Origin of the sequence: Oleispirillum naphthae (genome assembly GCA_027864655.1) — a bacterium.
GTDB lineage: Bacteria > Pseudomonadota > Alphaproteobacteria > Rhodospirillales > Rhodospirillaceae > Oleispirillum > Oleispirillum naphthae.
Genome location: JAQAZG010000002.1, coordinates 364,353 through 385,286, shown reverse-complemented (window position 1 = coordinate 385,286; position 20,934 = coordinate 364,353). Strand labels below are relative to the sequence as shown.

20 protein-coding genes are annotated in these 20,934 nt (G+C 69.7%); 9 read left to right on the top strand and 11 right to left on the bottom strand.

The features are described 5' to 3' along the window. Positions 1-156: 156 nt before the first annotated feature. Complete coding sequence (locus tag O7R11_RS03930; protein ID WP_337996180.1) at positions 157-858, top strand: orotate phosphoribosyltransferase; 702 nt, start codon at positions 157-159, stop codon at positions 856-858. 81 nt (positions 859-939) lie between these two features. On the opposite strand, the gene O7R11_RS03925 is transcribed toward O7R11_RS03930, so the two are convergent. The 4 genes from O7R11_RS03925 to pdxH form a co-directional block, all read right to left on the bottom strand. After that, a complete protein-coding gene (locus O7R11_RS03925) occupies positions 940-1,887 on the bottom strand; it encodes a ketopantoate reductase family protein (protein ID WP_337996179.1) in 948 nt (315 codons plus the stop codon). Between the two features lie 238 nt (positions 1,888-2,125). Beyond that, on the bottom strand, positions 2,126-2,962 hold the full coding sequence (locus tag O7R11_RS03920; RefSeq protein WP_337996178.1) for a universal stress protein: 837 nt from the start codon (positions 2,960-2,962) through the stop codon (positions 2,126-2,128). 137 nt (positions 2,963-3,099) lie between these two features. Then, positions 3,100-4,059 (bottom strand): cation diffusion facilitator family transporter, encoded by a 960-nt coding sequence (locus O7R11_RS03915; protein ID WP_337996177.1) that lies wholly within the window; start codon positions 4,057-4,059, stop codon positions 3,100-3,102. Positions 4,060-4,070: 11 nt separating this feature from the next. Then, a complete protein-coding gene (gene pdxH, locus O7R11_RS03910; protein ID WP_337996176.1) occupies positions 4,071-4,661 on the bottom strand; it encodes a pyridoxamine 5'-phosphate oxidase in 591 nt (196 codons plus the stop codon). A 211-nt stretch (positions 4,662-4,872) separates the two neighbouring features. Between pdxH and O7R11_RS03905 the strand changes: the two genes are divergently transcribed. Then, positions 4,873-5,787: a DnaJ C-terminal domain-containing protein gene (locus tag O7R11_RS03905; protein WP_337996175.1), complete on the top strand. Its 915-nt coding sequence runs from the start codon at positions 4,873-4,875 to the stop codon at positions 5,785-5,787. 170 nt (positions 5,788-5,957) lie between these two features. Here O7R11_RS03905 and O7R11_RS03900 read toward each other — a convergent pair whose 3' ends face one another. Then, positions 5,958-7,244, bottom strand: a complete 1,287-nt coding sequence (locus O7R11_RS03900) for a YihY family inner membrane protein (protein ID WP_337996174.1) — start codon at positions 7,242-7,244, stop codon at positions 5,958-5,960. A gap of 129 nt (positions 7,245-7,373) precedes the next feature. On the opposite strand from O7R11_RS03900, the gene fabI reads away from it, so the two are divergent. From fabI to sppA, 4 genes are read left to right on the top strand one after another with little or no spacing between them, the layout of a single operon-like run. Further along, positions 7,374-8,210, top strand: a complete 837-nt coding sequence (fabI, locus tag O7R11_RS03895; RefSeq protein WP_337996173.1) for an enoyl-ACP reductase FabI — start codon at positions 7,374-7,376, stop codon at positions 8,208-8,210. A 46-nt stretch (positions 8,211-8,256) separates the two neighbouring features. Further along, entirely contained in the window at positions 8,257-9,357 is a 1,101-nt protein-coding gene (gene aroC, locus O7R11_RS03890) for a chorismate synthase (RefSeq protein ID WP_337996172.1), read from the top strand. A 25-nt stretch (positions 9,358-9,382) separates the two neighbouring features. Next, on the top strand, positions 9,383-9,733 hold the full coding sequence (locus O7R11_RS03885; RefSeq protein ID WP_337996171.1) for a rhodanese-like domain-containing protein: 351 nt from the start codon (positions 9,383-9,385) through the stop codon (positions 9,731-9,733). Between the two features lie 29 nt (positions 9,734-9,762). Beyond that, positions 9,763-11,508, top strand: coding sequence for a signal peptide peptidase SppA (gene sppA / locus O7R11_RS03880; RefSeq protein ID WP_337996170.1), 1,746 nt, complete (start codon positions 9,763-9,765; stop codon positions 11,506-11,508). Between the two features lie 189 nt (positions 11,509-11,697). Here the strand turns inward: sppA and O7R11_RS03875 are convergent, their stop codons facing one another. The 4 genes from O7R11_RS03875 to O7R11_RS03860 form a co-directional block, all read right to left on the bottom strand. Next, positions 11,698-12,432, bottom strand: a complete 735-nt coding sequence (locus O7R11_RS03875; RefSeq protein WP_337996169.1) for a TlyA family RNA methyltransferase — start codon at positions 12,430-12,432, stop codon at positions 11,698-11,700. Between the two features lie 184 nt (positions 12,433-12,616). Continuing rightward, the gene (gene dxs / locus O7R11_RS03870; RefSeq protein ID WP_337996168.1) at positions 12,617-14,530 is read right to left on the bottom strand and encodes a 1-deoxy-D-xylulose-5-phosphate synthase; all 1,914 of its coding nucleotides are present in this window, start codon (positions 14,528-14,530) and stop codon (positions 12,617-12,619) included. Further along, on the bottom strand, positions 14,527-15,378 hold the full coding sequence (locus O7R11_RS03865; RefSeq protein WP_337996167.1) for a polyprenyl synthetase family protein: 852 nt from the start codon (positions 15,376-15,378) through the stop codon (positions 14,527-14,529). The genes dxs and O7R11_RS03865 overlap by 4 nt, the downstream gene beginning before the upstream one ends. Before the next feature lie 63 nt (positions 15,379-15,441). Continuing rightward, positions 15,442-15,699, bottom strand: coding sequence for an exodeoxyribonuclease VII small subunit (locus O7R11_RS03860; protein WP_337996166.1), 258 nt, complete (start codon positions 15,697-15,699; stop codon positions 15,442-15,444). A gap of 224 nt (positions 15,700-15,923) precedes the next feature. Here O7R11_RS03860 and O7R11_RS03855 point away from each other — a divergent pair, with 224 nt between their 5' ends. After that, positions 15,924-16,250 (top strand): ArsR/SmtB family transcription factor, encoded by a 327-nt coding sequence (locus O7R11_RS03855; protein WP_337996165.1) that lies wholly within the window; start codon positions 15,924-15,926, stop codon positions 16,248-16,250. 7 nt (positions 16,251-16,257) lie between these two features. On the opposite strand, the gene O7R11_RS03850 is transcribed toward O7R11_RS03855, so the two are convergent. Beyond that, on the bottom strand, positions 16,258-17,286 hold the full coding sequence (locus O7R11_RS03850) for an MBL fold metallo-hydrolase (RefSeq protein WP_337996164.1): 1,029 nt from the start codon (positions 17,284-17,286) through the stop codon (positions 16,258-16,260). Between O7R11_RS03850 and O7R11_RS03845 the strand changes: the two genes are divergently transcribed. Beyond that, positions 17,285-18,271 carry an ROK family protein gene (locus O7R11_RS03845; protein WP_337996163.1) on the top strand — a complete coding sequence of 329 codons (987 nt, stop codon included), beginning with the start codon at positions 17,285-17,287 and terminating at the stop codon, positions 18,269-18,271. The genes O7R11_RS03850 and O7R11_RS03845 overlap by 2 nt on opposite strands. A 104-nt stretch (positions 18,272-18,375) precedes the next feature. Next, positions 18,376-18,807 (top strand): hypothetical protein, encoded by a 432-nt coding sequence (locus tag O7R11_RS03840; protein WP_337996162.1) that lies wholly within the window; start codon positions 18,376-18,378, stop codon positions 18,805-18,807. A 184-nt stretch (positions 18,808-18,991) separates the two neighbouring features. Here O7R11_RS03840 and aspS read toward each other — a convergent pair whose 3' ends face one another. Continuing rightward, positions 18,992-20,806, bottom strand: coding sequence for an aspartate--tRNA ligase (gene aspS / locus O7R11_RS03835; protein WP_337996161.1), 1,815 nt, complete (start codon positions 20,804-20,806; stop codon positions 18,992-18,994). Between the last annotated feature and the right edge of the window lie 128 nt (positions 20,807-20,934).

Genomic DNA, 20,934 nt, shown 5'->3' with positions numbered 1-20,934 from the left:
GTATCCCCTTGCTGCGCCGCGCGGCGCGGCGTTCCCGCGTCAGCGATAGCCGGTTTCCGCGGCAAAAAAAAGCCCCGCGTCGGCAAACGTATTGTCACGGGGGCGGCTTCGTCATAAAAGGCAAGCACCCCACCCGACCGCAATGAGAGAGGACAGATGTCCACCGCTTCCCGCACCTCCGACCAACGCCGGACCGGACAGACCGTGGCCCGCATCCTGATGGAGATCGGCGCCGTCAACTTCCGTCCCGAGGACCCCTACACCCTGACCTCCGGATGGATGAGCCCGGTCTACATCGACTGCCGCAAGGTGATTTCCTTCCCGCGCGCCCGCAAGGAGATCATCGAGCACGCGCGCCAGACGATCGTGCGGAAGATCGGCTTCGAATCCCTCGACGCGGTGGCGGGCGGCGAGACCGCGGGCATCCCCTACGGCGCGTGGCTGTCCGACAGCCTGGAACTGCCCATGCTCTACGTCCGCAAGAAGGCCAAGGGCTTCGGCCGCAACGCGCAGATCGAGGGCGATCCGCGCCCCGGCCAGCGCGTCCTCCTGGTCGAGGATCTGGCCACCGACGGCGCGAGCAAGATCAACTTCGTCAACGCCCTGCGCGCCGCCGACCTGCAATGCGCGCATGCCCTGGTGGTGTTCTTCTACGGCGTCTTCCCCGGCGCGCTCAAGCTCTTGGAAGAGAGCGGCGTCACCCTGCACTACCTCGCCACCTGGTGGGACGTGCTGGAAGCGGCGGAGGACGGCGGCTATTTCTCCCGCGAGGCGATCCAGGAGGTGCGCGCCTTCCTCCACGATCCGGTGGAATGGTCGCTGCGCCACGGCGGGCGCGGCCCCGAGGTTGCGGTCTGAGCGGCAAAAAGGCCCCCGAAACCGGGGGCCTTTTTCCTTGGGCGGGATGCGCGGCGACCGCCGCGCCCGGCGTACCGGCGCCTACGACCACAACTTCAACGCGGTATAGATCGCGTCGTGCATCGGCGTCGGCACGTTCGCCTCGTGGCCGAACCGGCTGGCCGTGCCGGACAGCCACGGAACCTCCAGCCGCTTGCCCTGCAGCATGTCGGTGAGCATCGAGGTGCCCATCTCCGGCGGCATGGTCTCGAACATCTGCATGATGGTGTCCTTCAGCGGCGCCTCGAGCTTCAGGCCCTTGGCGGTGGAGACGCGGATCACCTCCATGATCGCGGCCTCCAGCATCGCCCGGGTATCCGGGTCCGCGAGAATCTCGCCGAGCGGCAGGCGCAACAGCGCGGCCATGCCGGAGAGCGGCGCGAGATAGGCGAACTTCTTCCAGATCTCCGTGCGGATATCGTCGCTGACCGCGGCTTCGAGGCCCGCCTCGATCAGCGTCTCGCGGATCGTCTCGGCGCGCAGTTGCGGCGCCTTGTCCATGATCATTTCGCCCTGGGCGGTCGCGCCGGGCGCGAAGCGGCCGACGATGAAGCGGCCCCAGCGGCCGATCTGCTGGATGATGCCGGGGGTCTCGACGTAGGCCATGGTATAGGCGACGCCGCCGAGCACCATCTCCGGCCCGAAGGCCTTCATCAACGGTTCGGCAGCGGTCAGGCCGTTCTGGAAGGAAACGATCACCGTCCCCGCGCCGACCATCGGCTCCATGAGCTTGATCGCTTCGTCGCTGTCGTAGAGTTTCACGGTGAAGAACACGACGTCGCAGGCGCCGACCTCTTCGGGGTCGTCGGTCACCTGCGGATGCGCGATATAGGTATTGCCGAAGGCTTCGCTCTTCACGGTCAGGCCGTTCAGGCGCATCGCCTTCATCTGGTTGTCGCGGGCGATGAAGTGCACATCCTGGCCGGCCGCAGCAAGCTTCGCCCCCAGAAAACCACCAACCGCACCCGCACCGAAAATGCCTATCTTCATGTTCCATCCTCCGCTCGCGTTGTTTCCGTCGCTCCGGCGGAATTGGCGCTCCCCGCGCCGTCCGGGACCACTCCGACGGCCCCGGAGGAACGGGAACAGAAGACCCCGTTCCTTATCTTCGATATGGGGTCTCCGCTTTATTTTTACAGGTTTTTTCGGGAAATTTTCGCAACGGAAACGCGAAAAGGGCGGGCCGGTCGCCCGGTCCGCCCCGCGGAAATCGAGTCGCGCCGCGCGTTCAGTGCGACATCAGCACCGGCACCGTCATGTTGCCGAGAAGGTGCCGCGTCACGCCGCCGAGGATCAGCTCGCGCAGGCGCGAACGCCCGTAGGCGCCGGTGACCAGAAGGTCGATGCTGTCGTCCGCCGCGCGCGACAGCAGGATCGCGCCGACGTTCATGTCGTCGGCATAGACCGTCTTCGCCACCGCGGAAACGCCGTGGCGTGACAGATGGGAACAGATCGCGGCGCAGGGAATGTCGCCGTGCACGCCCTCGGCGTCCTGCGGGTTGGCGGCCACCACCTCGACCGATTTGGCGGTCTTGAGGAAGGGCAGCGCGTCGTGCACCGCACGCACCGACTCGCGGCTGGCGTTCCAGGCGACCATCACCTTCTCGCCGACGGTGGGGAAGGTGCCGGCATAGGGCACCACCAGCACCGGGCGTCCGGCGTCCATCACCACGTTGTCGGCCATCGCCATCTCGCCCTCGCGGTGGTCCTCGTCGGGGTTGAACTGGCCGATGATCACCAGATCGACGTACTTGGAATGCAGGCACACCGTCTCGATCATGTCGCCTTCGTCGCAACGCCATTCGCCGCTCCGCCCGGCCTTGGCGCAGCGGTCGAGAAAGTCCTTGCGCACCGCCATTTCCTCGCGCTCGGCGACGCGCTTCTGGGTCTCGTAGATGTCCGGACCGATCTGTGCGGCGACGAAGTGCGGCACGTAAGGCAGGGATCGCACGAACAGGCCGATCAGGCGCGCCTCGTATTTCGCGGCGAGCCGCAGCGCCACATCGATGCGCTCCCCGCACGCCGCGCCGGTGTCCAGATGGACAAGGATGTCTTTGATGCTCATGGCTGATCCTCCCAACCGAATGGGGCCGCCCCGGCCGCAGCCGGTCGCCCTCCCCCGTTACCTCTCGTATCGTACCTAATAGATAATATCGCCGCGAGGAAAATTCATGCGGCGAAACAAAGCGATACTGCGATTTTTCAGGGGGTGTCGGCGGCGGGCGGGACGGCCTCGTCGGAAACCACGCGCTCCCGCGCGGTGGAGCCGTCCGGCTCGACGATGCCGATCGGGTCGAGGTGGACGATCACCTCGGCGCCTTCGAAGGCGGCGGCGAGCGCATCCTCGACGCGCTGCGCGACGTCGTGCGCAGCCACCAGGGGCATGCCGCCGTCCACCTCGAGATGCAGCTGGATGAAGGCGTTGGGGCCGGAAACCCGGGTGCGCAGGTCGTGCAGCGCCAGCGCCCCGCTCTCCGCCAGCGCGACGGCGATGATGCGGGCACGCTCCTCCTCCGGCATTTCCTTGTCCATCAGCTGGTTGAAGGCGGTCACGCCGATCCCCCAGGCGTTGTGCGCCAGGTAGGCGGCGATGCCGCAGGCGAACACCCCGTCGGCCCACCCCCAGCCGAACAGGCGGTTGAGCAGGAAGGAGACGATGACGCTGCCGTTGACCAGGATGTCGCCGGTGTAGTGGGCGGAGTCCGCGCCGATGGCGAGCGACTGCGTCTCGCGCACCACATAGCGCTGGAACGCCACCAGCAGCGCGGTCGCGGCCATGGCGAAGACCATCACCCCGATGCCCACGCCCTCGCGCACCACCGCCACCGGCGAGACGATGCGTTGCGCCGACTCCAGCGTCAGGAACACCGCGGAACCGCCGATGAAGGCGGCCTGCGCCAGCCCGGCCACCGATTCCGCCTTGCCGTGGCCGAAGCGATGGTCGCTGTCGGCGGGTTGCAGCGCGTGGCGCACCGCCATCAGGTTGATCAGCGAGGCGGCGGCGTCGAGGCCGGAATCCACCAGGCTGGCCAGCAGCGACAGCGAGCCGGTGGCCATCCACGCCGCCGCCTTGACCACGATCAGCAGGCAGGCGGTGGCGACCGCGGCATAGGTGGCGGCGCGCATCAGGCGGTGGGCGCGCGGTATCGAAGAGACGGCCATGGCCTCGCCCCTCAGGGGAACTGCTTCTCGGTGGCCCAGGCGTCGCCCTCGCGCAGATAGATGCTGCGGTCGTGCAGGCGGAAGGGCTTGTCCTTCCAGAACTCGATGCGCTGCGGCAGCACGCGGAAGCCGGACCAGTGCGGCGGCCGCGGCACCCGGCCGAGGCCGAACCTGGCGGTGAACTCGGCGACGCGGCGCTCCAGCGCGAAGCGCCCCTCCAGCGGGCGCGACTGCTGCGACGCCCACGCGCCGATCTGGCTGCCGCGCGCGCGGGAGGCGAAATAGGCGTCCGCCTCCTCCGCCGTCACCGGCTCCACCGGACCTTCGACCCGCACCTGGCGGCGCAGGCTCTTCCAATGGAAGCACAGCGCGACATGCGGGTTGCCCGCGATCTCGCCGCCCTTGCGGCTTTCCAGGTTGGTGTAGAACACGAAGCCCCGGTCATCCACCGCCTTGAGCAGCACCATGCGCGAGGAGGGCCGCCCCTCCGCGTCCACGGTGGCGAGGTTCATCGCCTCCGGATCGTTGGTCTCCTTGGCGGCGGCCTCCTTCATCCAGGCGGCGAAAAGGCCGAAGGGTTCCGGCCACGGGTGCAGGGTCATGATGAGTCCGATACGATAAAGCGACAGGATGAACCGCGTGCGGAAAGTTCGGTTCCGGCGGCGGAGGGGAGTCTTTCACGGAATCGCGGCGCGAACAAGCGCCCTTCGCGCCCAGGCACTGGCGCACGGCGCGGAAATTCCATAAATCATTAATGCCTGAAACGGTATGCTGCCGATGTTCGGACAATCGATCGAGGACCATCTAGAGACCATGCCGACCCGTGACCCCTATACCATTCTCGGCGTCCCGAAGTCCGCCGACGCGGCGGCCATCAAGAAGGCCTTCCGCGCCAAGGCGCGCGCCGCGCATCCGGACAGCAACCCGGACGACCCCAAGGCCGAGGACCGCTTCAAGGAAGTCAACCGCGCCTACGAAATCCTCGGCGACGCGGAAAAGCGCGCCCGCTTCGACCGCGGCGAGATCGACGCCGACGGCAACGAAAAGGCCGCCGCCTTCACCGGCGCGCGCCACGGCCGCGCCTATTCGGCCCATGGCGGCGGGGCGCGCGGCTTCTCCTTCGAGGACATCTTCGGCGACAACGAGGCGTTCTCCGACATGTTACGCGGCGGCAACATGGGCGGCGGGCGAGGCGGCTTCCAGACCCGCGGCGCCAACGTCTCCTATACCCTTCGGGTCGGTTTCGTCGATGCGGTGGCCGGAACCACCAAGCGCGTCGCGCTGACCAACGGCAAAACCCTCGACGTGCGCATCCCGCCCGGAACCGAAAGCGGCCAGACCCTAAGGCTGAAGAGCCAGGGCATGCCCGGCGCCAACGGCGGCGCGGCGGGCGACGCGCTGATCGAAATCCAGGTGCAGGACCACCCGCACTTCAGCCGCCAGGGCAACGACATCCTGCTGAACCTGCCGGTCACGCTGAAGGAGGCGGTGCTCGGCGCCAAGGTGCCGGTGCCCACCCCGCACGGCACCGTCACCCTCTCCGTCCCCAAAGGCTCGAGCAGCGGCAAGGTGCTGCGCCTGCGCGGCAAGGGCGTGCCCGGCAAGACCGCGGGCGACCTGCTGGTCACCCTGATGGTGGCGCTGCCGGAAAACGACCCGGCGCTCGCCGCCTTCGCCGAAGCCTGGACCCCGGCGGACCCCACCGACCCGCGCAAGGACCTGGGCTGAAAAATAAAACTTCGCGGGGGGACTCGGTCCCCCCACACCCCCCATCATTTTTCGCCGCGCAGCGGCTATCAACCGTCACGCCACGTGATGGCTCTATCGCGCTACGCGCAAAGACCAAAAGTGTAGGGGAGGCCCGGAGGGACCGAGTCCCTCCGGAAAGTTTTGGTTTTTCATTCGCCCCCGGCGCGCGCTTCGACGACGCTGCGCACCGGCATGCCCCAGGCGGTTTGCTCCGCGGCGAGGCTGTCGCCCAGGGCCGCGGCGAGCGCCGGGCGCCATGCGCCGGGCAGGCGCTCCAGGCTTTCCGCCGACCATCCCCAGCCCAGCGCCGCGACCAGGGCGGACATCGGCACCTCGGCGAGGTCGCGGGTGAGAATCCAGTCGCCGTCCTCGCTGCGTTCGGCGAATCCGGCGGCCTTGAGCTTGGCGAGCACGCCCTCCACCGCCGATTCCGGGGCCGCCGCGGCGGCGAGCAGGAGCCGCCGCCGCGCCGCCCGCCCGGTCTGTTGCGCGGCGCGCAGTTGCGCCAGAAGGCCGAGCGCGATGCCGATCTCCGCCGCCGCGCCGGTGCTCTCGCCGCCGCCTGCGGCGTGCGCCCGCCACTCCGGCAGCGCCGCAGTCATCACCGCGCCGAACAGCACCACCGCCCAGGAGAGGTACATCGACAGCAGGAACAGCGGGATCACCGCGAGCGCGCCGTAGAGCGTGCGGTAGGTGTTGCCGCTCGCCACGAAGCGGGAGAAGCCGAAGCGCAGCAGCGCGAACAGCACCGCCGCCACCGCGCCGCCGATCAGCGCATCGCGCCAGGCCACCGGGCGGTTGGGAACCGCCATGTAGAGCAGCGAGAAGGCGATCCAGGAGAACAGCATCGGGGTGAACAGCCCGGCCGCCGTGGAGATGCTGTCGAAGGCCCCGCCCGCGAGCGCCCGGCGCATCGCGAAGAGGCCGCCGGACAGCGTCGAGGACGCGCCGAAGAGCAGCGGCCCGAGGGTGAGCACCGCCCAGTACATCAGCACGCGGGAGAGCATCGGCCGCTGCCGCGCGACGCGGAAGATGGCGTTGAAGGCGGTCTCGATGGTGATCAGGGTCAAGACCGCGGTGGCCCCCAGGCCGACCACGCCGACGGTGGTCAGCTTGCCGGTGGCGTTGATGAACTGCCGCAGGTAGACGTGCACCGACTGCCCGGCGTTGGGCACCATGGACTGGGAGATGAAGTTCTCGAACTGCCCGCGCGCCTCGGAGAACGCCGGAAACGCTGAAAAAATCGCCACCGCGATGGCCAAAAGCGGCACCAATGCGATCAGCGAAGTATAGGAAAGCGAGGCGGCGACGCGCAGAAACTGGTCCTTCTGGCCGCGGGCGAACACGTAGAGCGCAAGGTCGAACCACGGTGCGCGCGGCCCCAGGCGGGTGCGCAGGCGCGACATCAGGGTCCGTTCGGCGGCTTTGTCGGTCATCCCGTTCCCCTTTGCCGGTGTGTGGGTTTCGTGTAGGATACGCGCGCTTTACCGCTCATACACCCCGTTTTGCATAGCCGCGGGGAGCGGAGCCACAGATTTTTGTAGTTCGCTGCCAAGAGGATATCCATGACATCCGCCGCACCTTTGATGGCCGGGAAAAAAGGCCTGATCATGGGGGTCGCCAACGACCGTTCCATCGCCTGGGGCATCGCCAAAGCCTGCCATCGGCATGGCGCGGAGCTGGCCTTCACCTACCAGGGCGAGGCGCTGCAGCGCCGCGTCGAACCGCTCGCCGCGGAGGTCGGCTCCGACTTTCTCGCGCCCTGCGACGTCACCGACGCCGCCAGCATGGATGCCCTGTTCGCCGCCATCGCCGAGCGCTGGGGCGGCCTGGACTTCGTCGTCCACGCCATCGCGTTTGCGGGCAAGGAGGCGCTCAAAGGCAAATACTACGACGTCACCGCCGAGAACTTCGCCAACACCATGCACATCTCGGTGTTCTCGTTCACCGACGTCTGCCGCCGCGCCCAGCCGCTGATGAAGGAGGGCGGCAACCTGCTCACCCTCACCTACTACGGCTCGGAGAAGTTCATCCCCCACTACAACGTCATGGGCGTGGCCAAGGCGGCGCTCGACGCCTCGGTGAAGTACCTGGCGATGGACCTGGGCGAATTCGGCATCCGCGTCAACGCGCTCTCCGCCGGGCCGATCAAGACGCTCGCCGCCTCCGGCATCGGCGACTTCCGCTACATCATGAAGTGGAACGAACTGAACTCGCCCTTGCAGCGCAACGTCACCATCGACGACGTCGGCAACGCCGGGATGTACATGCTGTCCGATCTTGCGGGCGGCGTCACCGGCGAGGTGCACCACGTGGACTCGGGCTACCACGTCAACGGCATGATCAACCCGGCGAGCGCCGCGGGCAACGCCGAGCTGATGCAGTCCTTCGCGGGCGAATGACGAGAACCCGGGGCGCGCCCGGCGCGCGCCCCGCGAGGAGGGGCTCATGGCCGGCAACGCCTTCGGCGCCGCTTTCCGCTTCACCACCTTCGGCGAAAGCCACGGGCCCGCGATCGGCTGCGTGGTGGACGGCGTGCCGCCGCGCATCCCGCTTTCCGAGGCGGACATCCAGCCCTTCCTCGACAAGCGCCGCCCCGGCCGGTCGCGCCACACCACCCAGCGGCGCGAACCGGACGCGGTGAAGATCCTCTCCGGCGTGTTCGAGGGCCTGACCACCGGCACGCCGATCGGCCTCCTCATCGAGAACACCGACCAGCGCTCCAAGGACTATTCCGGGATCGCCCAGTCGTTCCGCCCCGGGCATGCGGACTTCACCTATCAGGCGAAGTACGGCATCCGCGACCCGCGCGGCGGCGGCCGCGCCTCGGCGCGGGAAACCGCGATGCGCGTCGCCGCGGGCGCGGTGGCGCGCGCGGTGCTGAACGCGCTCGTCCCCGGCGGGGTGCTGATCCGCGGCGCGATGACCGCCATGGGCGGCCACGCGGTGGACCGCGCCCGCTGGGACTGGGAGGCGGTCCCGGCCAACGACTTCTTCTGCCCCGACGCAGGGACCGCGGAAGAATGGGCGGCGGAACTGGACGCGGTGCGCAAGCGCGGCTCCTCCACCGGCGCGCTGGTCGAGGTGGTGGCCGAGGGCGTGCCCGCGGGCCTGGGCGAGCCGGTCTACGACAAGCTCGACGCCGACATCGCCAAGGCGCTGATGAGCATCAACGCGGTCAAGGCGGTGGAGATCGGCGCGGGCCTGGCCGCCGCCGCGCTCTCGGGCGAAACCAACGCCGACGAGATGGAACCCGACGGCCAGGGCGGCGTGCGCTTCCTCTCCAACCACGCGGGCGGCATCCTGGGGGGCATCTCCACCGGCCAGCCGATCGTCGCGCGCATGGCGGTGAAGCCCACCAGCTCCATCCTCACCCCGCGCAGAAGCGTCAATCTCGCCGGCGAGGCGGTGGACGTCTTGACCAAGGGCCGCCACGACCCATGTGTGGGCATTCGCGCGGTGCCGGTGGCCGAGGCGATGATCGCCTGCGTGCTGGCCGATCACCTGCTCCGGCATCGCGGTCAATGCGGCGGGTTCGGCGCCTCCTGACCCGCCCTGCGTGGAGTATTCCCCCGTGTTCTTCCGCCGCCGTTCCATCGCCGAGGTCGATGCGGCCACCGCCTATGCCTGGCAGCAGTCGGGCGAGGCCTGCCTGATCGACGTGCGCGAGCCCTTCGAACTGGAAGAGGCCGCCATCTCCGGCGCGATTTCCCTGCCGATGAGCCAGGTCGGCCTCGACTCCTACCCGGATTTCGGTGCAAAAAAGGTCGTGGTGGTCTGCCATTCCGGCGTCCGCTCGGCGCGCGTCGCCGCGGCGCTTGCCGCGCGCGGCGTGCCGGAGGTCTACAACCTGCGTCACGGCATCGTCGGCTGGGCGGGAAACCGCCTGCCCCTTGCCGGAGCCCCGGGCGGATCGGACGCCTGAACCCGCCCGCGCGAAAGGAACCTTGAAAGATGCGCACGCTTTTCCGCTGGCTGGTGATCGTCCTCGCCCTGATCGGCACGGTTGCCACCGTCGCGGCGATCGCAGGGGTGATGATCCTGCGCTCCGCCGAGCCGGAAAAGACCAAGGTGCGCAAGGGCGACTACCTGGTCGTCGATTTCGACCGCGGCATCGCCGCGCAGCCGCCGCGCGACGCGCTCGACAGCTTCTCCCTCGGCCGTTCCTACGTGCTCGCCGACCTCATCACCGCGCTGCGCCGCGGCGCGGCCGACCCGCGCATCGCGGGCGTCGCCGCCCACATCGGCGGCGCGCGGCCTGCCCCCGCCACGGCGCAGGAACTCGCCGAGGCGATCGCCGATTTCAAGAAGGTCGGCAAGACCACCCTGCTGTTCTCCGAATCCCTCGACGGCGGGCCCGGCGCGGCGGCGCTCGCCTCCGCCTTCCGGCAGGTGTGGCTGCAGCCCTCCGGCCTCTACGGCCTGCGCGGCCTGGCGCTGGAAACCCCCTTCCTGCGCAGCGGGCTGGCCGAATACGGCATCCGCGCCGAGATCGTGCAGCGCCAGGAATACAAGTCCGCCATGGACTTCCTCTCCCGCGACGACATGGCCCCGGCGGTGCGCGAGAACATCGGCGCGCTGGTTTCCGACATCGCGGACAGCCTCAACGAAAGCATCGCCACGGCGCGCGGCCTCACCCCCGAGGCGGTGCGCGGTCTCGCCGCGCGCGGCCCTCTGCTCGCCGCGGAGGCCAAGGCCGCCGGGCTGGTCGATGCGCTGGGCTACCAGGCCGATTTCCAGGCGGCGGTGAAGGCCGCCTTCCCCGGCGGCGCTCTCCCGGCGGAGGCCTATGCCGCCACCGCCGAAACCCCCAACACCGACATCCGCCTCGCGCTGATCCAGGCCGCGGGGCAGATCGTCCCCGGCGAGACCGAGTTCGATCCGCTCGCCGACCGCGCCGCCATCGGCGCCGCCACCATCGCCCAGGCGATCCGCGACGCGGTGAAGGCCAAGGGCGTGCGCGCCATCGTGCTGCGCCTGGAAACCCCGGGCGGCGACTATGCCGCCTCCGACACCATCCGCCAGGCGATCGCCGAGGCGCGCGCCGCCAACCGCCCGGTCATCGTCTCCATGGGCAACGTCGCGGCCTCCGGCGGCTACTTCATCGCCTCGGCGGCGGAAACCGTGATCGCCGAACCCGCCACCATCACCGGCTCGATCGGCGTGATCGCCGGCAAGATCGTGCTGGAAGACGCCTGGCGGAAACTCGGCATCCGCTGGAATACCCTCTCCACCGGCGAAACCGCGGCGATGTGGTCGCCCAACCACGGCTTCTCCCCCGCCGAAAGGGCGCGCCTGGAAGCGGTGGTGGACGCCGCCTACGCCGACTTCACCGCCAAGGTCGGCGAGGCGCGCAAACTCGCGCCCGAAGCGCTGGACAAGGCGGCGCGCGGCCGGGTGTTCAGCGGCAAACGCGCCCTTGCGCTCGGCCTCGTGGACGATACCGGCGGCCTGCTCAAGGCCTTCGCCTACGCCAAGCGCGCCGCAGGCATCCCGGCGGACCAGATCCCCGCCGTCGTCGCCTTCCCGCGGCCGAAATCGCTCACCGAAACCCTGCGCGGCCTCATCGGCGGCGACGGCAGGGAACTGATGCAGGCCGCCCTGCCCCGCCTGCCGGAGCCGCTCGCCACGCTGTCCGCCTGGAGCCGCCTGAAGCTGGAACGCGGCGCGGCGATCATGCCGCCGATCTCGGTGCGGTAGGCCGTAAAAACCAGGCCGGGCGCTGCCCGGACCCGCCGGGGTCGCGGACCCCGGACCCCATAACTCGGTTTTTGCCGCGCAGCGGCAATCAACCGTCACGCCGCGTGATGGTCTTATCGCGCTGCGCGCAAAACCCGAAAGTTATGGGAGGCGCGGAGGGTCCGCGACCCTCCGCAGAGTTTTGGGTTTTCAACCGGCCAGACGCGCGCCGATGAGGAACTCGACGTTGCCGTCGGGGCCGGTGATCGGGCTTTCGGTGATGCCGTCCACGCTCCAGCCCTGGGTTGCGAACCACGCCGCCGCCTCGGCGCAGGCGCGGGCGCGCGCCGCCGCGTCCTTGACCACGCCGCCCTTGCCCACCGCGGCGGGCCCCACCTGGAATTGCGGCTTGATCAGCGCCACCGCCCATGCGCCGGGCGCGGCCAGCGCCAAGGGCGCGGCGAGCACCGTTTGCAGGGAGATGAAGCTCGCGTCGCACACCACCGCGCCCACCGGCTCGGGAATCTCGGCGGTGGAGAGGCGGCGCGCGTTCACCCCCTCAAGGCTCACCACCCGCGGGTCGGCGCGCAGCGCCTCCGCCAACTGGCCGTGCCCCACGTCCACCGCATAGATGCGCGCCGCACCGGCCCGGCGCAGAACGTCGGTGAAGCCGCCGGTGGAGGCCCCCACGTCCAGGCACACCCGCCCCGCCGCGCCGTAGCCGAAATGCGCCAGACCGTGCGCCAGCTTCAACCCGCCGCGCGAGACCCAGGGCAGCGCCTCGCCCCGCACCTCCACCCCATCGCCCGCCGCAATGCCGCGCGAGGGCTTGTCCAGCACCGCGCCGTTGACCAACACCGCCCCCGCCTCGATCAGCATCCGCGCCCGCGCCCGCGAAGGAGCCAACCCCCGTGCCACCAACGCCTGATCCGCCCGTTCGGCCATCGCCGCCGCTCCGTCGTAAAAGCAAAAACTTCATGGGGGGACTCGGTCCCCCCACACCCCCCATAACTTTTTCGCCGCGCAGCGGCAATCATCTCCTGCTGCATCGACGGCAGGTTTTATGGCGCTTCGCGCAAAAACCAAAAGTTAGGGGAGGCGCGGAGGGACCGAGTCCCTCCGCAACGTTTTAGCGGCCCAGCGCCGCGCGCACCGCCTTGGCGATGCCGGGGGCGTCGAGGCCTGCGGCCTTGACCTGGCCGGTTTGGCTGTCCTGTTCGAAGCAGGCGTCGGGGATATGGAGGGCGCGCACCTTGAGGCCCGCGTCGAGCAGGCCGTGGTTGGCCAGCGCGTCGAGCACCTGCGCGCCGAAGCCGCCGGAAGAGCCTTCCTCCACGGTGACGAGGGCGGCGTGCCTGCCTGCGAGGTCGCGCAGCAGGGCGAGGTCCAGCGGCTTGGCGAAGCGGGCGTCGGCGACGGTGGCGGAGATGCCTTCCGCGGCCAGGGTTTCCGCGGCGGCAAGGCTGTCGGCCAAGCGGGTGCCGAGGCTGAGGATGGCGGCGTCCGTGCCCTCGCGGACGATGCGGCCGCGGCCGATGCGCAGGGGTTTCGGGGCGTCCGGCACCGGCTCGCCCGGGCCGCAGCCGCGCGGGAAGCGCACCGCGACGGGGCCGGAATCGTGGGCGATGGCGGTGGCGATCATGCGGGCGAGTTCCGCCTCGTCGGCGGGGGCCATCACCGTCATGTTCGGCAGGCAGCAGAGATAGGCGAGGTCGTAGGCGCCCTGGTGCGTCGCGCCGTCCGCGCCGACGAACCCGGCGCGGTCGAGGATGAAGCGCACCGGCAGGTTCTGCAACGCCACGTCGTGCACCACCTGGTCGAAGCCGCGTTGCAGGAAGGTGGAATAGATGGCGACGAAGGGGCGCAGGCCCTCGGCCGCCAGCCCGGCGGCGAAGGTGACGGCGTGCTGTTCGGCGATGCCGACGTCGAACATCCGCTTCGGGTGCGCCGCGGCGAAGGCGTCGAGCCCGGTGCCCGCGGGCATGGCGGCGGTGGCGGCGACGATTTTGGGGTCGGTTTCGGCGGCGCGGGTGAGGGCATCGGCGAACACCTCGGTGAAGGTGGGGCCGTTGCGCTTCGCCTTTTCCTGGCGGCCGGTCTCCACATCGAAGCAGGAGACGCCGTGGTACTTGTCGGCGGCGCGCTCGGCGGGCGCATAGCCGCGGCCCTTCTGCGTCACCACGTGCACCAGGATCGGGCGGCTCGCCTTGGCGGCGCGCACGTTCTTGAGCACCGGCACCAGGTGGTCGAGGCGGTGGCCGTCCACCGGGCCGATGTAGTGGAAGCCCATCTCCTCGAACAGGGTGCCGCCGGTCACCAGGGTGCGGGCGTATTCCTCCGCCTTGCGGGCGGCGCGTTCGATCGAGGAGGGGAACAGCGCCGCCACGTCCTTCATCGCGCTGCGCAGGGTATGGTAGGACTGCGAAGAGAGGAGGCGCGAGAGGTAGGCGCTCATCGCGCCCACCGGCGGCGCGATCGACATGTCGTTGTCGTTGAGGATGACGATGAGGCGCGAGTTCGCCGAGCCCGCGTTGTTGAGCGCCTCGAAGGCCATGCCCGCGCTCATCGCGCCGTCGCCGATGACGCAGACGACGTCGCGGTTTTCGTGCTTGAGGTCGCGCGCCACCGCCATGCCCAGCCCGGCGGAGACCGAGGTGGAGCTGTGCCCCGCGCCGAACGGGTCGAAGGGGGATTCGCCGCGCTTGGTGAAGCCGGAAAGGCCGTCCTTCTGGCGGATGCGGTGCATCAGGCCGCGCCGCCCGGTGAGGATCTTGTGGGGATAGCACTGGTGGCCGACGTCCCAGATCAGGCGGTCGTCCGGCGTGTCGAAGACGTAGTGCAGGGCGACGGTGAGCTCGACCACGCCCAGGCCCGCGCCGAGGTGGCCGCCGGTGGTGGAGACCGCCTCGATCATCGCGGCGCGCACGTCGTCGGCGAGCGCGGGGAGTTTCTCCTCCGGCAGGGCGCGCAGCTCCGCCATCGAGGAAATGCCGTCGAGCACCGGCGTCGCGCGCGGCGCGGATTTACCGTTTTGCGTCGTCATCGGCTGCGGTCCACCACGAAGCGCGCCGCCTCTTCGAGCAGGGTGGCGCGGCCCTCGAACACCTCCAGGTGCGACACCGCCTGTTCGATCAGAAGCAGCGCCTGGTCGCGGGCGCGTTCCGCCCCGAGGACGGCGACGAAGCTCGCCTTGCCGCGCTCCGCATCCTTGCCGGTGGCCTTGCCCACGTCCTCCGCCGAGCCTTCCACGTCCAAGAGGTCGTCGGCGATCTGGAAGGCCAGCCCGACGTCGTGGGCATAGGCGGCGAGCGCCTGGCGCAGCCGCGGCGCGGCCTTGCCCATGATGCCGCCGCACTCGCAGGAGAACGCGATCAGGCAGCCGGTCTTCATGCGTTGCAGGCGGGTGATCGCGGGCATGTCGAGGTCGCGGTGCTCGGCCAGCAGGTCGAGCATCTGGCCGCCGACCATGCCGTGCGCGCCGGATGCGGCGGCGAGGCGGGCGACGAGTTCGCAGCGCACCGCCGGATCGGTGTGCACCGCGGGGTCGGCCAGAGTGCCGAGGGCGGCGGTGAGGAGCGCATCGCCCGCGAGAATGGCGGTCGCCTCGTCGAAGCGGCGGTGCACCGTGGGGCGGCCGCGGCGCAGGTCGTCGTCGTCCATGGCGGGCAGGTCGTCGTGCACCAGGGAATAGCAGTGCAGCATCTCCACCGCCGCCGCGGCGCGCACCGCGGCGCGGCGGTCCACATGGAAGAGCGCGGCGCTCCGCATCACGAAGAAGGGGCGCAGGCGCTTGCCGCCGTTGAGGCAGGCGTAGCGCATCGCCTCGACCACGCGGTCTTCCGGCGCGCCTTTGAGCGGCAGCAGGGCGTCCAGTTCGTCCTGCACGCGCATTGCGGACTCCGCAAGTGCCGCGCGGAAGGCGTCACGGGGATCGGTCTTGGCCACGGCGCTCCCCTATTCCATGTCCGGCAGGGGGGCGAGGCCGAGGCTGCCGTCGGGGGCCTGGGTGATCTGCTCCACCCGTTCCCGCGCCTCGGCGAGCTTCTTCTCGCAGTGGCGCTTGAGCTGCACGCCGCGTTCGAAGGCATCCACCGCCGCGTCGAGCTCCACCTCGCCGGAATCCAGGCGGCGGACGATCGCCTCCAGCCCGGCCAGCGCCTGTTCGAAGCTCATTTCCGCAATATCCTGGGGGGCTGCCGGTTGCTCGGGCATACGCGTCCTCTGCGTTCTTGGAATGCCGGCGGCGGGGGCGGCGCGCCGCCCGTTGCCGAAGTCCGGTACTGTACGCCGAAGGGCCCGCCGCGACAACCGCGGAGACGGCGGAACGGGGAGACGCCGCGCCCTTTGCGTACAAGAAGCATTTTCTTTTTCAGGAGAATCGCATACAAATGCGGTCCTAGAGGGGGGAGAGCGGGACCTGACTAGATGGGAACGCCATGGATATCGAACAGTTGCAGAATAATGCCCGCAACGCCAGCGCCCTGCTCAAGGCGATGAGCAATCAGCACCGTTTGCTGATTCTCTGCCAGCTGCAAGTGGGGGAACGCTCGGTGGGCGAGTTGGAGCGTCTTGTCGGCTTGAGCCAATCCGCCCTGTCGCAGCACCTGGCGCGCCTGCGCCGCGACAAGCTGGTGCGCACCCGCCGCGTCGCGCAGACGATCTTCTATTCGCTGAACGGCACCGAGGCGACGGAAGTCATCCGCACCCTCTACGGCCTCTATTGCACCCCGTCCTACGCCCCGACCTGCGCGGTGGCGGAATAGGGCGGCCTTACGCCGCGGTGAAGCGCAGCACGCCGTCAGGGCCGGTCTCCTCCACCAGGAGACCGCGGCCCTGCAGGCAGCGCACGTGCGCCAGCGCCTCGCCCGAGGCGATGACGCGCTCGTGGTCGCCCAGCCCGCCCTCGAACAGCACGTCCAGCAGGTCCATGATGCCGCGCGGCTGGGCGCACGCGGCGATCACCTTGTCGAAGCGCTCCTCGTGGTGCGCCTGAAGCTGGCGGATGCGCGCGGAAAGCCCGTAGAACGGCCGCCCGTGCGAGGGCAGCACCAGGGTCCCCTCCGGCAGGGCGAGGAAGGGGGCGAAGCTCGCGAGGTAGTCGCCGAGCGGGTTCCCCTCCGGCTCCGCGGGATAGATGCTGACGTTGGGGGTGATCGACGGCAGCACGTGGTCGCCCGCGATCAGAAGGCCGAGCTCCGGCTGGTAAAGGCAGATCATCTCCGGCGAATGGCCGGAGGCGGCGATCGTCCGCCAGGCGCGCCCGCCGATCGCAAGCTCCTCGCCGCCGCGCAGGCGGACCATCTGCGGCGGCACCGGAATCACCTTCGCCGCATAGGCGTTGCCCACCGCGGCGAGGCGCGCCAGGCGCTCCTCGTCGTAGCCGAGGCGGCGGTAGAACGCCTGCTGCACGTCGAGGAACGGCTGCGTCGCATCGATCGCCAGCACGCGCGCGGTGGCCCACTCCACCAGGCTCATGCACAGGGGCGCGCCGGTGCGCGCGCACATCCACGCGGCCAGCCCGATGTGGTCGGAATGGTAGTGCGTGCCGATGATCCGCCGCACCCGCCGGAAGGCGAAGGTGGAGGTCAGCACCGCTTCCCAGGTTTCCCGGGTTTCTGGCATATTCATCCCGGTATCGACCAGGGTCAGCGCGTCGCCGTCTTCGAGGATCCACAGGTTGACGTGGTTGAGGCGGTAGGGCAGCCGCATCCGCAGCCAGTGGATGCCGGGCGCGACCTCGCGGACCTCGCCGGTGCGCAGCGCCGGGATGGGAAATTCCAGAACGGAAGGGGACGGCATGGGAGAATCACTCTTCGCGGAAGGAGCCGAGGGCCACAGTCTGCACGCCGCGGGCGGCCTTGACAACCCCGTGCTCGGCATCGACCTCGGCGGCACCAAGACCGAGGCGATCGTGCTCTCCCCCGCCGACGTGGTGCTCGACCGCCGGCGCGTCGCCTCGCCGACCGGCGACTACGACGCCACCATCCGCCTGATCCGCGGCCTCGCCGCCACGGCGGAAGACCGCTTCGGCCCCCTGGGCGGCATCGGCATCGGCATTCCCGGCGCGCTCTCCCCCGCCTCCGGCCTGGTCAAGAACGCCAACTCCACCTGGCTCAACGGCCGCGCGCTCAAGGCCGACCTCGCCGCCGCGCTCGGCCGCACCCCGGCAATCGCCAACGACGCCGACTGCTTCGTCCTCTCCGAGGCCGCCGACGGTGCGGGCAAGGGCGCGGAAAGCGTCTGGGGACTCATTCTCGGCACCGGGGTGGGCAGCGGCATCGTGGTGCGCGGCCGCCTGCTCGCCGGACCCAACGCCATCGCCGGGGAATGGGGGCACAACCCCCTGCCCCGGCCCAAGGACGAAGAACGCCCCGGCCCCGCCTGCTATTGCGGCAAGCAAGGCTGCATCGAGACCTTCCTCTCCGGCCCCGGTTTCGCCGCCGACCACCGCGCCCACGGCGGGGCGGACCTCTCCCCCACCGCCATCGCCGCCGCCGCCGCGGACGGCGACCCCGCCGCCGCCGCATCGCTCGGCCGCTACCTCGACCGCCTGGCGCGCGCCACCGCAACGGTGATCAACCTGCTCGACCCGGAAGTGGTGGTCCTCGGCGGCGGACTTTCCAACATCGCCGCGCTCTATACCGGCCTGCCCGCACTGTGGCCGCGCCACGTGTTCTCCGACCGCGTGCTCACCCGCCTGCTGCCGCCGCTGCACGGCGACGCCAGCGGCGTGCGCGGCGCCGCCCGCATGGCGCGGAAATACCCGGAAAAATTTTCCAACTAGGCAGCTTTTGCCGCCTATCGGTTGTGCTACCGCCTTGAATATTAATGAAAAGTTAAGGCACGCGGGATGCATGGCTCCTCCACCGTGCAACCTTCGGGACAGCCATGCGCACCCTCATGCCCGCCTCCGCCCTGCCCGCCCTGCGCTTCCCCGAAGGGGATGCCCCGTTCTTCGACCCCGCGCCGCCGCCGGTCCTGCTGCCCGCGCCGCCGCCCGCCTATCCGGTGCGCGAGATCAGCCCGCGCGGACTCGCCGCCCTCGCGCTCGAACTCTACCTCGCGGGCAGCGTCTGCCTCGACGACTACCTGCTGCTCGGATTCCCCGCCGAACTCCACCCCGCCTACGACCGCACCATCGGCGCGCTCACCGGCCAGCCCGCCCGGCCCGACGCGCCGCGCGACATGATCCGCGAATGGGAAACCCGCCTCTACGAACGCCAAACCTCCGACGCGCCGCTGCCGGAACTCACCGCCCGCGCCCGCCGCACGCTGGCCTTGCTGCGCTGGCTGGAACGCCCGGAAATCGGGAAGCCGTAGGGGGAAAAACCAGGCCAGGGCTCCGCCCTGGACCCGCTGGGGCCGCGGGCCCCAGACCCCATAACTGGTTTTTCGCCGCGTAAGCGGCAGGCAACCGTCACGCCGCGTGACGGCTCTATCGCGCTACGCGCAAAAAACCAAAAGTCATGGGGTGCGCGAGGGGACCGAGTCCCCTCGCAAAGTTTTAGTTTTCCTCCGCCGACGGCTCGGTGCTGACCTTGAGCTTCGGCTTCGGCAGGTCGAGTTTGATGTGGAGTTCGCGCAGGCGTTCCGGTTCCACTTCCGCCGGGGCCTGCATCAGGAGGTCCTGCGCCTGCTGGTTCAGCGGGAAGGCGATGATCTCGCGGATGTTGGGTTCGTCGGCGAGCAGCATGACGATGCGGTCGATGCCCGGGGCGGAGCCGCCGTGCGGCGGCGCGCCGAACTTGAAGGCATTCAGCATGCCGCCGAAGCGCGCTTCCACCACTTCCGGCGGGTAGCCCGCGATCTCGAAGGCCTTGTACATGATCTCCGGGAGGTGGTTCCGGATCGCGCCGGAGGAGAGTTCCACGCCGTTGCAGACGATGTCGTACTGGAAGGCCTTGATCGTCAGCGGGTCCTGGTTGAGCAGCGCGTCGAGTTCGCCCTGCGGCATCGAGAACGGGTTGTGGCTGAACTCGATCTTGCCGGTTTCCTCGTTGAGTTCGTACATCGGGAAATCGACGATCCAGCAGAAGGCGAAGCGGTCGGCGTCCAGCAGGCCGAGGTCGGCGCACAGCTTGGTGCGCACCTTGCCCGCGAACTTGGCCGCCGCGAGTTCCTTGTCGCAGGCGAAGAACACCGCGTCGCCGTCGGCCGCGCCCACCGCTTCCTTGATCTGCGCGACGCGCGCCGGGTCGAGGTTCTTGGCGATCGGGCCCTTGGCCTCGCCGCCCGCGAAGCTGATGTAGCCGAGGCCGCCCGCGCCCTCTTCCCGCGCCCAGGCGTTGAGGCCGTCGAACCACGAGCGCGGCTTGGCCGCGCCGCCGGTGGCGGGAATGGCGCGCACCGCCGCGCCGCCCTCGATGGCGCGGGCGAAGATGCCGAAGCCGGAGCCGCGGAAGGCTTCCGTCACGTCGGCGATCACCAGCGGGTTGCGCAGGTCCGGCTTGTCCGAGCCGTACTTCAGCATCGATTCGTCATAGGGGATGCGCGGGAACGGCGCCGGGGTGACGGCGCGGCCCTTGCCGAATTCCTCGAACACTCCGGCCATCACCGGCTCCACCGCCGCGAACACGTCGTCTTGCGTCACGAAGCTCATCTCGAGGTCGAGCTGGTAGAACTCGCCCGGGCTGCGGTCGGCGCGGGAGTCCTCATCGCGGAAGCACGGCGCGATCTGGAAATAGCGGTCGAAGCCCGCGACCATGAGCAGCTGCTTGAACTGCTGCGGCGCCTGCGGCAGGGCGTAGAACTTGCCCGGATGCTGGCGGGCGGGCACCAGGAAGTCGCGCGCGCCCTCGGGGCTGGAGGCGGTGAGGATCGGCGTCTGGAACTCGGTGAAGCCCTGCTCGATCATCCGGCGGCGGATCGACGAGATGACCTGGGAGCGCAGCACGATGTTGGCGTGCAGGCGCTCGCGCCGCAAATCGAGGAAGCGGTAGCGCAGGCGCATCTCCTCCGAGAAGTCCTCGCTGGAGGCCACCTGGATCGGCAGCACCTCGGCGGTGGAGAGCACCTCCACGCTGTCGGCGCGCACCTCGATGTGGCCGGTGGGCAGTTTCGGGTTGATCGTGTCGGAGTCGCGCTTCACCACCCGGCCGGTGACGCAGATCACGCTTTCCGGGCGCACGCCTTCCAGCGTCGGGAACACCGCGCTCGAGCTGTCGGTGACGCACTGGGTGATGCCGTAGTGATCGCGCACATCGACGAACAGCAGATTGCCGTGGTCGCGCTTGCGATGCACCCATCCGGACAGGCGGACGGTTTCCCCGGCGTCGGCAAGGGTCAGGGCGTTGCAGGTGTGCGTGCGGTAGGGATGCATGGCGCGGTCCTTCGGGTTAACTCAAGCAGGCAAAAGCACAACGAAGCCGCGCCTTTGTCAAGGCGGGATTTGCCGCAACGCCGCGGGCGCGGCTTTTCCGCCACAGGCCCGCGTGCGCGCGCCACGCG

What these genes read in the sequence shown, in the direction of transcription:
- sppA (WP_337996170.1), top strand. Translation starts at nt 9,763, where the DNA reads ATGCGCACGCTTTTCCGCTGGCTGGTGATCGTCCTCGCCCTGATCGGC.
- O7R11_RS03840 (WP_337996162.1), top strand. Translation starts at nt 18,376, where the DNA reads ATGCGCACCCTCATGCCCGCCTCCGCCCTGCCCGCCCTGCGCTTCCCC.
- O7R11_RS03900 (WP_337996174.1), bottom strand. Translation starts at nt 7,244, where the DNA reads ATGACCGACAAAGCCGCCGAACGGACCCTGATGTCGCGCCTGCGCACC.
- dxs (WP_337996168.1), bottom strand. Translation starts at nt 14,530, where the DNA reads ATGACGACGCAAAACGGTAAATCCGCGCCGCGCGCGACGCCGGTGCTC.
- aspS (WP_337996161.1), bottom strand. Translation starts at nt 20,806, where the DNA reads ATGCATCCCTACCGCACGCACACCTGCAACGCCCTGACCCTTGCCGAC.
- aroC (WP_337996172.1), top strand. Translation starts at nt 8,257, where the DNA reads ATGGCCGGCAACGCCTTCGGCGCCGCTTTCCGCTTCACCACCTTCGGC.
- pdxH (WP_337996176.1), bottom strand. Translation starts at nt 4,661, where the DNA reads ATGACCCTGCACCCGTGGCCGGAACCCTTCGGCCTTTTCGCCGCCTGG.
- O7R11_RS03845 (WP_337996163.1), top strand. Translation starts at nt 17,285, where the DNA reads ATGGGAGAATCACTCTTCGCGGAAGGAGCCGAGGGCCACAGTCTGCAC.
- O7R11_RS03920 (WP_337996178.1), bottom strand. Translation starts at nt 2,962, where the DNA reads ATGAGCATCAAAGACATCCTTGTCCATCTGGACACCGGCGCGGCGTGC.
- O7R11_RS03875 (WP_337996169.1), bottom strand. Translation starts at nt 12,432, where the DNA reads ATGGCCGAACGGGCGGATCAGGCGTTGGTGGCACGGGGGTTGGCTCCT.
- O7R11_RS03855 (WP_337996165.1), top strand. Translation starts at nt 15,924, where the DNA reads ATGGATATCGAACAGTTGCAGAATAATGCCCGCAACGCCAGCGCCCTG.
- O7R11_RS03865 (WP_337996167.1), bottom strand. Translation starts at nt 15,378, where the DNA reads ATGCGCGTGCAGGACGAACTGGACGCCCTGCTGCCGCTCAAAGGCGCG.
- O7R11_RS03905 (WP_337996175.1), top strand. Translation starts at nt 4,873, where the DNA reads ATGCCGACCCGTGACCCCTATACCATTCTCGGCGTCCCGAAGTCCGCC.
- O7R11_RS03915 (WP_337996177.1), bottom strand. Translation starts at nt 4,059, where the DNA reads ATGGCCGTCTCTTCGATACCGCGCGCCCACCGCCTGATGCGCGCCGCC.
- fabI (WP_337996173.1), top strand. Translation starts at nt 7,374, where the DNA reads ATGACATCCGCCGCACCTTTGATGGCCGGGAAAAAAGGCCTGATCATG.
- O7R11_RS03850 (WP_337996164.1), bottom strand. Translation starts at nt 17,286, where the DNA reads ATGCCGTCCCCTTCCGTTCTGGAATTTCCCATCCCGGCGCTGCGCACC.
- O7R11_RS03860 (WP_337996166.1), bottom strand. Translation starts at nt 15,699, where the DNA reads ATGCCCGAGCAACCGGCAGCCCCCCAGGATATTGCGGAAATGAGCTTC.
- O7R11_RS03925 (WP_337996179.1), bottom strand. Translation starts at nt 1,887, where the DNA reads ATGAAGATAGGCATTTTCGGTGCGGGTGCGGTTGGTGGTTTTCTGGGG.
- O7R11_RS03930 (WP_337996180.1), top strand. Translation starts at nt 157, where the DNA reads ATGTCCACCGCTTCCCGCACCTCCGACCAACGCCGGACCGGACAGACC.